The sequence below is a fragment of the Pedobacter jejuensis genome, from assembly GCF_003725795.1.
In the GTDB taxonomy this organism is placed as follows: Bacteria; Bacteroidota; Bacteroidia; order Sphingobacteriales; family Sphingobacteriaceae; genus Pedobacter; species Pedobacter jejuensis.
Map to the genome: position 1 here is coordinate 18,296 of NZ_RBEE01000002.1, position 15,074 is coordinate 33,369.

A 15,074-nucleotide genomic window follows, 5' to 3' on the forward strand; every position below is an offset into this window, starting at 1 on the left:
GTAAACTGGATAATTATTAAGTATCTTGTTTTATGCTGAAAACGTTAGATCTTAATCAGGTTATGGTTATTGATATAGAAACTGTACCTCAATATCCTTTTTATGAAGATGTTCCTCCAAACTTACAGGATTTGTGGGAGCAAAAAACACAGTATCAACGCAAACCGGAGCAAACACCAGAAGGCTTTTATGATAATGCAGGAATATTTGCTGAGTTTGGCAAAATTGTGTGCATCAGCTTAGGTATATTTTACACCCAAAATAAAACACAACACCTACGTATAAAATCAATTTCTAATACCAATGAACTGGAATTATTAACAGCATTTGCTGATTTGTTAAAAATGCAATTACCAACATTAATGTTTTGTGCGCATAATGGAAAAGAATTCGACTATCCATATCTATGCAGAAGGTTGTTAATCAATGGAATAGAAATTCCTGTTCAGTTACAAATTTCAGGCAAAAAACCTTGGGAAGTTAACCATGTGGATACCATGGAACTTTGGAAATTTGGCGATTACAAGAATTACACTTCTTTAAATTTATTAGCTGCTATACTAAATGTTCCAACACCTAAAGATGATATCGACGGAAGCATGGTTCGAAAGGTGTATTACGAAGAAAAAAACTTGCCACGCATTGTTACCTATTGCCAGAAAGATGTAATTACTACCGCACAAGTACTGCTAAAATTTAAAGGTATGGATATAATTCAACCAGAAAACATTACCATTGTAACCTAATGTTAAACGTAGAAAATTTAAGCATCGATTTTTTTAATCGGGATGAAAAAACCTGGTTTAAAGCCGTTAAAGAAATAAATTTTAATGTTAAAAAAGGAACAGTACTTGGTATTGTTGGCGAATCTGGTTCTGGAAAATCAGTAACTTCCTTTTCAATTATGCGCTTGCATGATGAACGCCTGGCAAAAATTACAGGTGACATAGATTTTGAAAATATAAGCTTGTTAAGTCTAGATTCAAATGAAATCAGGCAGTTTCGTGGCAATCAAATTTCAATGATTTTCCAGGAGCCGATGACTTCGCTAAACCCGGTATTTACATGCGGATATCAGGTTGCCGAAGCCATAATCCTACATCAAAAGGTTAGCAAAGCAGAAGCGAAAAAACAAACCATTGCGCTATTTGAAGAAGTACAACTCCCGCGACCTGAAAAAATATTTGATAGTTATCCGCATCAAATATCAGGCGGACAAAAACAGCGAGTAATGATTGCAATAGCGTTGAGCTGTAATCCGAAATTATTAATAGCCGATGAACCAACAACTGCTTTGGATGTAACCGTACAAAAAACCATTCTACAGTTGTTATTAAAATTGAAAGAAGAGCGCCAAATGGCGATGATTTTCATCTCACATGATTTAGGCGTTGTACATGAAATTGCAGATGAGGTTGCCGTTATGTACAAAGGCGAAATTGTGGAGCAAGGAACATCAAATGAAATATTTCATCATCCAAAACATCCATACACCAAAGGTTTGCTGGCTTGCCGCCCTTCGCCAGCATTACAACTTAAAAAATTACCTGTAGTGGCCGATTTTTTGACAGGCAAAATTGAAGATGCATCTGCACATTTGAATTCAAATAACCAAATTACATCAATAGAAATAGAAAAAAGACGCAACGAGCTTTATGCTAAAAAACCCATCCTAGAAATAAAAGATTTATCCACTTGGTACCCGATAAAAAATGGTTTTTTCAACAAAAGCAAAGAATATGTAAAGGCTGTAGATAAAATAAATTTCAATGTTTTTCCGGGTGAAACTTTAGGTTTGGTAGGTGAATCTGGTTGTGGAAAAACAACCCTTGGAAGAAGTATTTTACGTTTAATTCAACCAACATCAGGAAGCATCATATTTGAAGGTCAAAACATTACGAACGTAAATAAAGCAGAAATGAGGCGTTTGAGGAAAGATATGCAAATCATCTTTCAAGATCCTTATGCTTCGCTAAATCCGAAACTGACCATTGGTCAATCCATTTTGGAGCCATTAACCGTTCATAATCTTTTTGCTAGTGAAGCCGAACGAAAGGAAAAGGTATTTGAATTGTTAGATAAAGTAGATTTAAAACCTGAACATTACAATCGCTATCCACATGAATTTAGCGGTGGGCAAAGGCAACGCGTAGTTATTGCCAGAGCATTAGCACTCGAACCAAAATTTATTATTTGCGATGAGTCCGTTTCTGCATTAGATGTATCGGTACAGGCCCAAGTTTTAAACCTGATTAAAGATTTACAACGGGAATTCGGATTAACCTACATTTTTATTTCTCATGATTTAGCGGTAATTAAGCATATTTCCGACAGAATTTTAGTGATGAACAAGGGCAAAATCGAAGAAGAAGGTTTCCCTAAGGATATATTTTACGCCCCAAAAGCTGCTTATACGAAAAAACTAATCGATGCGATTCCAGGTACATAATATTGAAGATGTTGTATGTAAGATGGATGATGTTGTACGACCATCATCCATCTTCCATTTCACATTTTCCATCAATTTTGGTCATTCGTCATCCATTTTCCATCTTACATCCCACATCATTTCCATCTTTTCTGTATCTTCGATAAAATACTTTTATCAATATGGCAAAGAAAAAATCGGCAAATATAAAGTTAGTTCTGAATCAACTTGTTAGTGATGTTTTCGAGAAAAACAGTAATCAACCACTTAATTACAAACAGGTTTCTGCCAAGCTTAATCTTGATGATCAAGAATCCAGAGAAACTATTCTTGAGATTTTAAAAGAAGGAAAAAGCGCCGGAATATTTCTTGAGCCTGAAAAAGGAAAATTTAAGCTTAAAGAACGACAAAACTTTATTACTGGCCGTGTAGATATGACCGCTGATGGTTCGGCCTATATTGTTCCTGATGATGAGTTTGAAAAAGATGTTTTTGTTGCGCCTCGAAAATTAAGAAATGCACTTCATGGTGATTTGGTAAAAGTTTATGTTTTTGCAAAAAAGAATGGACGCAAAAACGATGGTGAAGTTGTAGAAATTATCAAAAGGGCTAAATCTGATTTTACTGGTGTTATTAAAATATCTGAGCGTTTTGCGTTTGTAATCGCCGATGATAAAAAGATGATGCATGATATTTTTGTGCCACTATCTGATACTTTAGGTGCAAAAAACGGGCAAAGGGTTTTGGTTAATTTAACTGATTGGCCAGAAGGTGCTAAAAACCCTATTGGGGCGGTTAAGCATGTTTTGGGCGACCAAGGTGAGAACAATACGGAAATGAATGCGATTTTGGCTCAGTATGGTTTCCCTCTATCATTTCCTCCAGCAGTAGAAAAAGAAGCCAATGCCATCCCCGAAGAAATACCTGAATCGGAAATTGCAAAGCGTAAAGATTTTAGAAATATTTTAACTTTTACCATAGACCCGGCTGATGCTAAAGATTTTGATGATGCCATCTCCTATCAAAAATTACCGAACGGAAACCACGAAATTGGTGTTCATATCGCTGATGTTTCTCATTACGTAATCCAGGGAACTGAATTGGATAAAGAAGCTTACAGTCGTGCTACTTCAGTTTATTTAGTAGATAGGGTGATACCAATGTTGCCAGAAAGATTGAGTAATGGTGTTTGCTCTTTACGTCCGCATGAAGATAAATTATGTTTTGCAGCTGTTTTTGAATTGGATAATGAGGCAAACATCAAAGCAGAATGGTATGGTAAAACAGTAATACATTCTGATAGACGATTCAGCTATGAAGAAGCACAGGAAGTTTTAGAGCAAAAGGAAGGTGATCATGCTACTGAATTGCTAAAGCTAAATGAACTTGCTTACATTCTTCGCGATAGAAAATTTAAAAACGGTGCGATTAGTTTTGAAAGTACAGAGGTAAAATTTAAGCTCGATGAAACAGGTAAACCAATTGGTGTTTATGTTAAAGAGCGAAAAGATGCACACAAGTTGATAGAAGATTACATGCTTTTGGCGAATAGAAAAGTAGCAGAATTTATTGCCACCAAAGTAAAAGGAAAAAACAAACTTACCTTTGTTTATCGTGTTCACGATTCTCCCAATATGGAAACGTTGAATACATTCGCCAACTTTGCTTCACGTTTCGGATATAAAATAAATACAAAATCAGACAAGGAAATTGCGAAATCATTAAACCATTTAATGGCCGATGTAGAGGGTAAGAAAGAACAAAATGTGCTAACATCATTGGCAATCCGCTCTATGGCAAAAGCAATTTACACTACAAAAAAAACCAGCCACTACGGTTTAGCTTTTGATTATTATACGCATTTCACTTCGCCCATTCGCCGTTACCCCGATGTAATGGTGCACCGACTGTTAGAAGATTATTTGGCAAACGGAAAATCAGCTGATGAAGAATTTTATGAAGTTGCAAGTGTACATTCATCTGCAATGGAAAAAAGAGCTGCAGAAGCTGAGCGTGCTTCGATTAAATACAAACAAGCAGAATACCTGGAAGGAAACGTTGGAAATGTTTACCAGGGTATAATTACCGGTGTTACCGAATGGGGAATGTACGTAGAAATTGAAGAAAATAAATGCGAAGGCATGGTTCGTTTACGCGAAATATCTGATGACTTTTATGTGTTAGACGAAAAGAATTACTGCATCATTGGTCAACGTAAAAAGAAAAAATACCAATTGGGCGATGAAGTGACAATTAAAGTTAAAAAAGTCGATCTGGCTAAACGACAAATAGATTTTTCGCTAGTTTTATAAATGATTAAAAATACCCTATTCATCCTGTTTTTGATAGTCGCTTTAAAAGGCTATACGCAAAATATTCAGGGTAAAGTTATTGATGAAGTTACTGGTGCGCCAATTCCTTTTGCATCTTTAATGATTATTGGTACGTCAATAACATCGATTACAAATGAAAACGGAGATTTTGTAATTAAAGCAACAGCGTTGCCTGCAAGGTTAAAGTTCAGCCACGTTAGTTATTTAAATGGCGAATTTGATGTAAAAAGTAATGCCGAAAATCTCGTCATTAAATTAAAACAAGCAGCCATCAATTTATCAGAAATAAATATTTCACCATATCGGGGCAAAGCTTTATTAAAAAGTGCATTTGAAAAAGCTTCAAAATACAAAGATGAAAATCACTATTTGCAAGCCTTTTACAGGCAGTTAACTTCTGTAAATAACAACCCAACTAAAATACATGAGATTTTTTATGATTTAAGATGGAACGTTACGAAAACCACTGGCTGGATAGCAAAGCAAACTCGTTTTGCAGAGAGTAAAAGCCAAATGCTATTCGATTTAAGCAATCAATCTTATTTCACATTTAGCGCTAGTGGCTACCTTACCCAACCTTCTTCCGGAACTTTCGTTACCGAAAAAACATTGGATAAATACACAATTGAAATTGAACGATACATAGAACAAGCCGACCAAGATGTTGCAGTAATAAACTGCACAATTAAGAAAGCCGGCAAAAATCAATTTTATGCCAACACTACTTTTTACGTTGGCACAGAAGATTTTAAAATTTACAGAATGGAGCAAAACATTTTGAATCTACCCATGGATTTGGAAAATGGAGCAGGCTTTAAATATCCACCTATCGTAAAAACCATTTCAACTTTTAAAAACGATAAGGGTGACATAAACATCCTGGAGAGCATCTCTACAAAAATGTATCTATCTGTAAACTATATGAATAGGATGCAATCTACAGATATAAGCGCAATTGTAAGCTCATTACTAACTGTTTATCAAGAAGATAATTCATTAAAGAATGAAACTTATCAGAGCGTAAGTAAAAATACTAAAGATAAAAATGTAGTAGAATCTATAAAATATAATGCCGATTTTTGGCAAAATAACCCAATCGTTAAACAAACATCATTAGAAGATAAATTCAGCAAAATGATGGAAGGTCAGAATGCCTTCGGTACAATGATTAATCCTTAAAACAAAGCATGTTTAGCACATTACAGTTACAAGAAATTTTAGAAACAGCAATTAAAAATTTAAAGTTTCCTGAAAATCCAAAACAACTATACGATCCAATTACATATATCATAAACCTTGGAGGCAAGAGAATCCGTCCTTTATTGGTACTTATGGCAACAGACTTGTTTGGCAAAAATCCTAATGATGCTGTCCATGCAGCAATGGCGGTAGAGGTTTTCCACAATTTTACCTTGGTTCATGATGATATTATGGATAATGCGCCTTTACGTAGAGGTAAAGCTACTGTTCATGAAAAGTGGAGCATTAATGTTGCCATATTAAGTGGCGATGTAATGATGGTTGAGGCTAATAAAAACCTGGCAAAAGTAAATGTTAAATACCTGAAAGATGTATTAGATACATTCAATGCTACAGCTCAAGGCGTTTGTGAAGGCCAGCAATTGGATATGGAGTTTGAAGAACGTGATGATGTAAGTATTGAAGAATACATCAACATGATTAGGCTAAAAACCGCGATACTATTAGGTGGGGCACTCAAATTAGGCGCAATTATAGCCGAAGCTTCAGAAAAGGATGCCAATTTAATATACGATTTTGGTGAAAATATCGGCATCGCCTTTCAGCTACAAGATGATATTTTGGATGTTTATGCTGACCCAGAAAAATTTGGAAAGCAAGTTGGAGGCGATATCATCGCAAATAAAAAAACCTTTCTGCTTTTAAAGGCATTTGAACTTGCAGAAAATGAGAATTTAAATTTGCTACAAAACTTAACCAAGCAAACCGAATTTAATCCGAAAGATAAAATTGAAGCCGTAAAAGGAATTTATGATACATTAGACATTCAGAACATCGCAAAGACTACAATGAATACCTATATGAATAAAGCCCTTGAATTAATGGCCCAAATTAATGTTAGCGACCAAGCTAAAGCGAAGATATTAGAATTAACAACGCAGCTCATGGCACGTCAATTTTAAGATGCTAATTATCTTGCTAATTTGTTGTTATTATTTTTAACGAGAATTTAACATTAAGTCAATAAAACTAAATAGGTCATTACATTCGACAAGAGATTCTCAGGATTCACAAAAACTTTATAACGCAAAAAAGCTTTCGAAAATTCGAAAGCTTTTTTAATATAAGTTTAATACTAATTATTCTGCAGGTGCAGCTTCTTCAGTAGTTTCTTCTTGTTTTGCTACTGCTTTTTTAGCAGGTGCTTTTTTCACTGGTGCTTCTGCAACAACTTCTTTAGCTTCAGCTTCTTTTTTAACTTTTGGTGCTTTAGCAATTGCTGCTTCAATTTCAGCTTCAGTTATAGGAAGAATAGAAACGTACGATTTATTGTCTTGTTTCTTTTTGAAGATAACAGTACCATCAACTAAAGCAAACAATGTATGGTCTCTACCAATACCAACACCTTTATCTGGGTGATGTTTTGTACCACGTTGACGTACTAAAATGTTACCAGCGATAGCTAACTGCCCACCGAAAATTTTAATACCTAAGCGCTTACTATGCGATTCACGTCCGTTTTTCGAACTACCGGCTCCTTTTTTGTGTGCCATGATTTTATATTTTGTAACTCGCTAAAAGCGAATTATTAGGTTAACAATTAATTATAGAGTGATGTCAGAAATCTGAATCTTTGTGAAAAACTGGCGGTGACCATTTTTCTTTTTGTAACCTTTTCTACGTTTTTTGTGGAAAATAATTACTTTATCACCTTTTAAATGAGATACGATAGTAGCTGAAACTTTAGCACCTTTAACCGCAGGAGCACCTACAGTAATTGCACCACCATTATCAACCAACAATACGTTATCAAATTCAATACTAGCGCCTTCATCTCCTTGTAATCTGTGTACAAAAAGGTGCTGGTCTTTAGCAACCTTAAATTGCTGTCCTGCTATATTTACTATTGCGTACATTGTTTAATTATTAGTTTTTTAATTTTTATTTAACGAGGTGCAAATATAGAATAAATTAGATTAACACACAAACCTATATTGAAATTATTTAAAGATATATTTTCGAAGTTATAAATAGTAAAACGATACAATCTGCATCACCTATTTTCCACTTCTTTTTTCTGCCTGGTTTATCGTATCCTCAATAACTTTTCTCATTTGCATAGCAGCATCTAAAAGTTTTGGATTTCCGTCAAAATCCCCATAAACAACAACATGTTTTGCCTTTTCTTTATATTGAAAAAACATATCATAACGCGGTACAGACATTGATTTGGAACTCTTCACCCCTATTGTATCAGGAAAATTCCATAAACCTAATTCGTTTGCTTTGCTGTGGATGTACAAAATATCATCACTTTTCAATAGCACCCTTTTTGTTATTACAGAATCGCGACTATTTACATATTGATATGCACCAGTTTTAGAATTGTATTGGTTTTCTAAAGTATCCTTAATTCCCCATTTATAATCCATAGAAACAAAATCGTTTTTCCTGAACGGAGCATTTTGTATAATGGGTTTATAATAGATGTAGCAATAAATTATCATCGGAAGGATGATGGTAAGCGCTAAAAATATTTTCTTTCCTTTGTTTGACACGGTTGTAAATTATTGAATGAGTGAATTTTGAATGATTGAATTTTGAATGATAAACCCTATTCAAAATCAAAACAAATCTCAGAATTTTTACTGATTATCATGACATAATAAAATCAAATTAAAATTTTGAATTACCTAGAATAATCTTGAAATCCTACAATCTTATAAACTCTAGCTATCTTTAAGTTCACCTTCCCACTTACTAACTACAGCAGTAGCAATGCTATTACCTACAACGTTTGTTGCAGAACGGCCCATATCCAATAACGGATCGATACCGATTAACAAGGCTAAACCTGCTTCTGGAATGTTAAAACTGGCAATTGTACCAGCAATTACCACTAATGATGCTCGTGGCACACCAGCAATTCCTTTACTGGTTAACATTAAGATCAAAAGCATAGATATTTGCTGTTCGAAACCTAAATGTATGCCATAAGCCTGTGCTATAAACAACGAAGCAAATGTCATATACATCATCGAGCCATCTAAATTGAAGGAATAACCTAGCGGCAAAACGAAACTTACAATTTTATCTTTACAACCGAAGCGTTCTAAAAGCATCATTGTTTTAGGGTATGCAGCCTCGCTACTTGCGGTACTAAAAGCTAAAATTGCTGGCTCTTTCATATCATTTACCAAACGGAAAACTCGTTTTTTCAGAATTAAAAACCCAAGAAATATCAATAAAGCCCATAAAATGGCTAGCCCAAAATAAAATTCACCAATAAAAATAGCATAAGTATTCAGAACATTTAAACCTTGTTTCGCCACAATAGCCGTCATTGCGCCAAAAACTGCGAGTGGTGCAAAATTCATTACATAGCCAGTCATCTTTAATATTACATGTGCAATTGCATCGAAAGCTTTAATTACAACCTGACCTAAATCGCCAATTGCAGCTGTAGCAACACCAAAGAATAAAGAGAAAACCACAATTTGAAGAATTTCATTAGTTGCCATAGATTCGGCAATACTTTTAGGAAAAACGTGTGTTATAAAGTCTTTAACACTCATTGATGCCTTTTGTATACCTGTATTAACCAATTGATCTGGCAAGGTCAGTTTCATATGCTTCCCTGGCTCGAAGAGATTTACAAGTATTAACCCCAAAACCAACGACATTAATGACATGGCTAAAAACCAACCAAGCGTTTTACCGCCAATTCTACCTACTGCTTTAATATCACCAACTTTCGCTACTCCAACAACAAGCGTTGTAAATACTAAAGGCGCAACAATCATTTTTATCAAACGAAGAAAAATATCACTCAATAACGTGAAATACTCTAACTTTTTCTCGCGGATTTCTTCATTATCTCTTTTGATTTTTGAGTTAGCCTTTTTTTCTGCTTTTAATTGCGTAAAAACTGCAGAAGTGGTATCTGTTGTTTTTGCTATACTTACTTCAATACTTTTAACTTTTGCATCGGCGTTAAGTATTTTTTGATTGTAAACATCAATTGAGTTAACATTTAAAATGTAGCCTAAAGCAATTCCTGCAATCAGCGCTCTAAAAATGAAAAGCGTGAGTCTGTTTTTCTTCATGAATAATTATTTTGTGGCGCTGTTAATTTGGTAAAACTACGATATTTACGCTTTGTAACAAATTTTGATTTCTGCATAGCAGGAAAATTATTCTATTTTTGAATTTCCCTGTAACAAAAATTTAATCGCACCATCTAAAAAATAATTATAACCCCTTAAATGGAACAAAAAGACAAGTTATTTAAAGAGATCTTCGATTCGAATTCCAAAAAAATATTCCATTTATGTTATGGTTATACGGGCGACACCGATGCCGCTAACGATCTTTTACAAGAAACATTTTTAAAAGTTTGGCAAAACCTGGATAAGTTTAGAAACAAATCTTTAATCTCTACCTGGATATATAGAATTGCTGTAAACACATGCTTAACTTATTTACGCTCAGAAAAACGTCAGGCAAAAGATGAACTGACTGATAATATAATTGAAAATAAAATTGAAGAATTTTCTGAGAAGAATGAGCAGGTAGCACTGCTTTACACATGTATTTCTAAACTCGAAGAAAACGATCGTTTAATTATTACTATGGTTTTGGATGAATTACCATACCATGAAATCGCTGATATTTCTGGCATCAGCGAAGGCAATTTAAGGGTTAAAATTCACCGCATTAAACAAAAATTAACAGAACTATATAACCAGTATGCAAGCGTTTGATCAAATACAGGAGTTGTGGCAAAAGCACGAGGTAGAAGTTAAAGTTTCTGCTGATGAAATGTTGCAACAAGTAAAAAAAGATGTAAATGGTTTAAAGCTTAAATCTGCTTTAAATATTTTAGGTATGGTTGCTTCTTTTTTAGCAATTGCAGTAATGTGGACACTATTTCATTTTGAATCGTGGACAACGCATGTTGGAATTAGCATTACTTTGATTGCAATCGGAGTTTATACTTTGCTTCTATACCGCGACCACAAATTAATATCGAAGAATGATTATACGTTACATCCAAATGAATATTTAAGCAGTTTAAAAACTTATCAATTAAATAGATACAAACTTTACAATACACTTTACTGGTTCTATGTAATAGCACTTTCTTTAGGCATAATATTTTACTTCGTTGAGATACTTTCACATTTTAATACTATTCAAAAATCATTAGCAATTGGATTTACCGCAATATGGATTCTTTTTTGCTCAACCATTTTAAGAAAAGCTGTAATTAAACGAGAGAAAGAAAGAATAGCATTGCTGATAGAAAAATTCGAGCGTATAAGCGCACAGTTTTCCGCATCAGAATAATTTAGGCACGGTTTTTACAATAGCCTTTATCTATGAAAAACCTTTTAATTACTTTTTCTCTTCTGGTGCTTTTACCACTGATGCCTTTCAGGCAGGATTATGGTGAGCCCGAACAATTGGATTGGAACATTCATTTTAAAGGTAAACCTGATAATAATTCTCCGTTTTACGCCCTTACAGCCATGACCTGGAAATACAGTTATGGTTCAACAGTTTACCGAAATAGGGTTGAAATAAAATTGAAAAATGAAATTACCATTGATAAAAATAGATCATGGGTAAAACTCGATAAAGTCAAATCTGAAGAAGGAAGAGAAAATCTTCTTCATCATGAACAAGGGCACGTTAATATTCAATATGTACTGCTTATGGAAGCCGATAGAGTTTTAAAAAATCGGTCGTATTCGGTTAAAAATTATAAAATTCAAATTGCTGATTTGGCCAATGAGATTAGTGATTATTTCGACACGATGCAGAAAAATTATGATGAAGAAACCGAACACGGAAGCAATCATAAAATACAAGCCCGTTGGGATAAGATAATTTATGATAAAATGGAAGAATCGAAAGCAGCAAGCAATTCAAAATAGTTTTGGTAAAAAAATAATTGCCCCAACTGCTAATGCTAATATGGCTGCCATTAAAACCGCGGCAGCAGCCATATCTTTAACAATTTTTATTTGAGGATTAACTTCTGGCGAAACCACATCAGAAAGCTTTTCCATGCATGAGTTAAAGATTTCAGCAACAAATACTACTACAATTACTGCTAAAATCGCGATCCATTCTAATGATGAAATATTTAAATAAAAAGATAATCCTATTGCAAAAGCCGCAGCTACAAGGTGAATCCTCGCATTATGCTCGACTACAAAAAAATGCTTTAAACCATTAAATGCGTATTTAAAACTTTTAAGCCGGGCTGCAATTGTAAATTTATCTTTTTCATTCTCCATTTCTGTATTAATTACACCAAGGATTTTTCAGCTTTAAATTGATTCTTTTATCAAAAAATCACTTAATACTATTCTGGTTTTAACTCACTGGTAGAAAAGCTATTACCACTTAATTTGTACTGATAGGTTTTAGTTAAAGTTTTGGTAGAATCAGCTTCATCTCTTACAGGAAAGGAGCGAAACAAATCTCCGTTTTTAATAAAAAATTTATCATCGCCAACGTATCCTTTTTTTTGTGAAAAACTTAATGAAGGAAAACCAATTTTATTGAAACTACCACCGGAATATTCAAACACATTTAAATCGGATACGTTTTTCTTACTTAATAATTGAATGTAAAGTTCTGGATTACCATCGTTATCTAAATCCATATTCCAAACGTCAGTCATAATGCCTTTGCGCTCTACAGCCGTAGATTTGTAGTTATTCCGAACTGAATCAGACATTAAAATTTGATAGCCACCTATGGAATCTGCTCCTTTTCCCCAACTTATCACCTCAAAGTTTAATCCTGGTTTAACTTCAATATCTTTATAAAACCGAAAAGGATTTTTTTGACCTTTTACAGGTTCTGTTTTTATCTCTGCAGGTTTTTCTTCCGTACACGAAAAGCAAAACAGCATCCCCGTGAATAACATGAGATGCTGCAAACTATGTTTTAATATTTTCATTTTTGTTTGGGACTTTTAACTTGTCCCAAATTAATGAATTTAGCTTTTGAATGCAAGTTAATAATTACTTCTTCGCCTCAGGTTTTACTTCTGCTGCACCATTGTTTAAAATGGTTTGTAAGGTAACACTACTTCTTCCGCTTGGTGCAATAACAATGGTTTTTAAAGTTCTTTTTTCACCTTGTGGAACAACAACTTTAAAAGGTGCGGTGTATAGAAATGCGTTTTCCGATGGACGAGATTCATCAAGCGAATAGTAGATTTTTCCTCCAGTAACAGGTACCTTTAAATCGATAGTGAATTCGCTACCCGTAAGCGTTTTATCTCCTTGATTTATCGGCGTAGGAATCCAGTAATTAACATTCATTTCGTCTAACCGAGCTAAATGTTTAGGTAAACGTTCTTCAGAAAAGTTTTTCAAATCTTTGCGTTCAACAGGGCTCCAGGCGATTTCAGCCAATGATAATAAACGTGGAAAAGCATGATTTTCTGCTTTTGCAGGTGTTTTAATGTATTCTGACCATAAGTTCGCCTGTACACCTTTTATATATTTTCTTTGATCGGCCGTTAGCACTTTCGGTATAGGATCGTAAGCATAGATATTTTGATATGGAGCAAATCCACCAATGGTAACAGGTTCGTCTGGAGAGTTTGATTGTTTATGATCGATGTATAAACCCATTGAACCAGGTGTCATAATCACATCGTGGTTTTGTTGAGCCGCTGCAATACCCCCATCTTCACCACGCCAACTCATTACCGTTGCATTGGGTGCCAATCCACCTTCTAAAATTTCATCCCAACCAATAATTGAGCGACCTTTCCCATTAACGTGTTTTTCTATGGTTTGAATAAAATAGCTCTGCAATTCATGCTCATCTTTTAAACCTTTTTCTTTCATCAAAACCTGGCAAAAAGCAGATTCTTTCCAATAGGTTTTAGGTGCTTCATCGCCGCCAATGTGAATATATTTTGAAGGGAATATTGCGATTACTTCATCCAATACATTATTAAGAAATGTAAACGTATTTTCAGATGGAACAAAAATATCATCAAAAACACCCCAAGTTTGTTGAACCTGTTTTCCTTTTCTACTGCCGGCCCAAGGCGTTTTATCACTTACAAAAGTATCTCTATCAGGGAAGCAACTTAACTCTGGATAAGCTGCAATAGCCGCAGAGGCATGACCGGGTAATTCAATTTCCGGAATTACAGTAATGTATCTTTCTGCTGCATATTTTACAATTTCTTTTGCTTCATCTTGAGTGTAAAACCCTTTAACTTCGGTTAAGTAATTTCCTTTGCCAGGATAATTTCCTATTACAGAACCATTTCTGCTCGAACCAACGGTAGTTAATTTCGGATATTTTTTAATCTCCAATCTCCAACCTTGGTCATCAGTTAAATGCCAGTGAAAAGTATTTATTTTATAGAAAGCTAATTGATCTATATACTTTTTGATAAAAGAGATGGGAAAGAAATGACGAGAAACATCTAACATGGTTCCGCGGTATGAGAAACGGGGATAATCATTGATATCAACTGCTGGAACACTAATTTTATCTCCTACTTTATCCGGTAACATTTGCATTGCCGATTGCACTGCATAGAATAAACCAGCGCCTTTACCAGTTAATAAAATTTGGTTTGGAGTAACTTTTATGGTGTAACCTTCAGCAGGTAATTTATCAGCACCAACTGATGTTAACACAATACTTTTCTGATTTGGCTGAGCAACTTTAGCTTCTCTTAAAGCAAAACCAGCTTTTGTTACAATAAATGCATTGAGTAAATCTGCAGATTTTGCACCATCAAGACTTTGATTAATTAATACAGTTGTTTTATCTATAATAAAATTTCCATTAGCCCGGGTAACGCTTACTGGTGCAGGAATAATACCAAAATTTGGATCGGTTTGAGCAAAAACATTGGTGCTTATTAAGGCAACAATTAAAATCGATAGTACTTTATTCATTTTGTTTTCAGTTTGAGAATATTCTGATTTAAATTAAACCAAGATAGATAATATGAGATGATTATAACACCACATTTTTGTTACACTATTTATCAAACGTTTGATTAGTGGATTTAGAGCATAAAAAAATCTCTCAAAAGTGAATCGGAGAGATTTTTAAAT

General features: G+C 34.3%; 15 protein-coding genes. 8 read left to right on the forward strand and 7 right to left on the reverse strand.

Annotation, left to right across the window (positions count from 1 at the left end; translation table 11 throughout):
- The first annotated feature begins 32 nt into the window (after nt 1–32).
- The 5 genes from D7004_RS00750 to D7004_RS00770 all read left to right on the forward strand — a co-directional run bounded on the left by D7004_RS00750 (nt 33) and on the right by D7004_RS00770 (nt 6,923).
- Nucleotides 33–746: a 3'-5' exonuclease gene (locus D7004_RS00750; protein ID WP_123203964.1), complete on the forward strand. Its 714-nt coding sequence runs from the start codon at nt 33–35 to the stop codon at nt 744–746.
- On the forward strand, nt 746–2,449 hold the full coding sequence (locus tag D7004_RS00755) for an ABC transporter ATP-binding protein (RefSeq protein WP_123203965.1): 1,704 nt from the start codon (nt 746–748) through the stop codon (nt 2,447–2,449). Before D7004_RS00750 ends, D7004_RS00755 begins: the two co-directional genes overlap by 1 nt.
- Before the next feature lie 161 nt (nt 2,450–2,610).
- Complete coding sequence (gene rnr, locus D7004_RS00760) at nt 2,611–4,740, forward strand: ribonuclease R (RefSeq protein ID WP_123203966.1); 2,130 nt, start codon at nt 2,611–2,613, stop codon at nt 4,738–4,740.
- Nucleotides 4,741–5,940, forward strand: a complete 1,200-nt coding sequence (locus D7004_RS00765) for a carboxypeptidase-like regulatory domain-containing protein (RefSeq protein ID WP_123203967.1) — start codon at nt 4,741–4,743, stop codon at nt 5,938–5,940.
- Nucleotides 5,941–5,948: 8 nt separating this feature from the next.
- Nucleotides 5,949–6,923 (forward strand): polyprenyl synthetase family protein, encoded by a 975-nt coding sequence (locus D7004_RS00770; RefSeq protein ID WP_123203968.1) that lies wholly within the window; start codon nt 5,949–5,951, stop codon nt 6,921–6,923.
- Nucleotides 6,924–7,100: 177 nt separating this feature from the next.
- Here the strand turns inward: D7004_RS00770 and rpmA are convergent, their stop codons facing one another.
- From rpmA to D7004_RS00790, 4 genes are all read right to left on the reverse strand, one after another.
- On the reverse strand, nt 7,101–7,514 hold the full coding sequence (gene rpmA / locus D7004_RS00775; protein ID WP_123203969.1) for a 50S ribosomal protein L27: 414 nt from the start codon (nt 7,512–7,514) through the stop codon (nt 7,101–7,103).
- A gap of 51 nt (nt 7,515–7,565) precedes the next feature.
- Nucleotides 7,566–7,877 carry a 50S ribosomal protein L21 gene (gene rplU / locus D7004_RS00780; RefSeq protein WP_056090270.1) on the reverse strand — a complete coding sequence of 104 codons (312 nt, stop codon included), beginning with the start codon at nt 7,875–7,877 and terminating at the stop codon, nt 7,566–7,568.
- Nucleotides 7,878–8,018: 141 nt separating this feature from the next.
- Nucleotides 8,019–8,519: a hypothetical protein gene (locus D7004_RS00785; protein ID WP_123203970.1), complete on the reverse strand. Its 501-nt coding sequence runs from the start codon at nt 8,517–8,519 to the stop codon at nt 8,019–8,021.
- Nucleotides 8,520–8,690: 171 nt separating this feature from the next.
- Complete coding sequence (locus D7004_RS00790; protein ID WP_123203971.1) at nt 8,691–10,067, reverse strand: dicarboxylate/amino acid:cation symporter; 1,377 nt, start codon at nt 10,065–10,067, stop codon at nt 8,691–8,693.
- Nucleotides 10,068–10,226: 159 nt separating this feature from the next.
- On the opposite strand from D7004_RS00790, the gene D7004_RS00795 reads away from it, so the two are divergent.
- From D7004_RS00795 to D7004_RS00805, 3 genes are read left to right on the forward strand one after another with little or no spacing between them, the layout of a single operon-like run.
- Complete coding sequence (locus D7004_RS00795) at nt 10,227–10,724, forward strand: RNA polymerase sigma factor (RefSeq protein ID WP_109924789.1); 498 nt, start codon at nt 10,227–10,229, stop codon at nt 10,722–10,724.
- A complete protein-coding gene (locus D7004_RS00800) occupies nt 10,711–11,310 on the forward strand; it encodes a hypothetical protein (protein WP_123203972.1) in 600 nt (199 codons plus the stop codon). The genes D7004_RS00795 and D7004_RS00800 overlap by 14 nt, the downstream gene beginning before the upstream one ends.
- Before the next feature lie 32 nt (nt 11,311–11,342).
- The gene (locus D7004_RS00805) at nt 11,343–11,900 is read left to right on the forward strand and encodes a DUF922 domain-containing protein (protein WP_123203973.1); all 558 of its coding nucleotides are present in this window, start codon (nt 11,343–11,345) and stop codon (nt 11,898–11,900) included.
- On the opposite strand, the gene D7004_RS00810 is transcribed toward D7004_RS00805, so the two are convergent.
- The 3 genes from D7004_RS00810 to D7004_RS00820 all read right to left on the reverse strand — a co-directional run bounded on the left by D7004_RS00810 (nt 11,892) and on the right by D7004_RS00820 (nt 14,912).
- Entirely contained in the window at nt 11,892–12,266 is a 375-nt protein-coding gene (locus D7004_RS00810; RefSeq protein WP_123203974.1) for a diacylglycerol kinase, read from the reverse strand. The genes D7004_RS00805 and D7004_RS00810 overlap by 9 nt on opposite strands.
- Before the next feature lie 68 nt (nt 12,267–12,334).
- A complete protein-coding gene (locus D7004_RS00815; protein WP_123203975.1) occupies nt 12,335–12,937 on the reverse strand; it encodes a hypothetical protein in 603 nt (200 codons plus the stop codon).
- Nucleotides 12,938–13,001: 64 nt separating this feature from the next.
- Complete coding sequence (locus D7004_RS00820; protein ID WP_123203976.1) at nt 13,002–14,912, reverse strand: beta-N-acetylhexosaminidase; 1,911 nt, start codon at nt 14,910–14,912, stop codon at nt 13,002–13,004.
- Between the last annotated feature and the right edge of the window lie 162 nt (nt 14,913–15,074).